Source organism: Acinetobacter sp. TYF_19 (genome assembly GCF_043105125.1).
Taxonomy (GTDB): Bacteria; Pseudomonadota; Gammaproteobacteria; order Pseudomonadales; family Moraxellaceae; genus Acinetobacter; species Acinetobacter johnsonii.
Genome location: NZ_JBICLH010000014.1, coordinates 1 through 431 on the forward strand (window position 1 = coordinate 1; position 431 = coordinate 431).

A 431-nucleotide genomic window follows, 5' to 3' on the forward strand; every position below is an offset into this window, starting at 1 on the left:
ACAGTTCGATTTAAAGATAATATTGCTTTTAAGACTTTCGACTTTCAAACGATTCAAGGGCAGGTAACCGAAAAATCAGTGCCTATACCTTGTCGTGTTCGATTATTTGAAAGAAAGTCAGGTTTGTTATTTGCTGATGTCTTAACAGATGATCAGGGCCATTATCAATTCGGAAACTTAAGTAATGAGTGCTCATATTATATTGTGGCACATCATCCTAAACTTAAATTTAATGCAGTCATTCAAGATAATGTGGTGCCAAAATGATACAAATTTCAAAAAAAGCGGGAATTGTGGCACTTCAAGCCCATGCTGAATTTTTAGATCGTGGGGCTGGTGCTGCATATTTTGCGTATTACAGTGGTGCCAAACCTGCCAGCACGGAAGTGGCTGCAAACCCATCGAATTTACTTTGTGTACTGCCATTACCT

General features: G+C 38.5%; 1 protein-coding gene. It reads left to right on the forward strand.

All coding sequences use genetic code 11. The features are described from left to right. On the forward strand, positions 1 to 267 hold a 267-nt coding region (locus ACF8FD_RS01750), incomplete at its 5' end, for a carboxypeptidase regulatory-like domain-containing protein (protein WP_392452964.1). Positions 268 to 431: the final 164 nt, after the last annotated feature.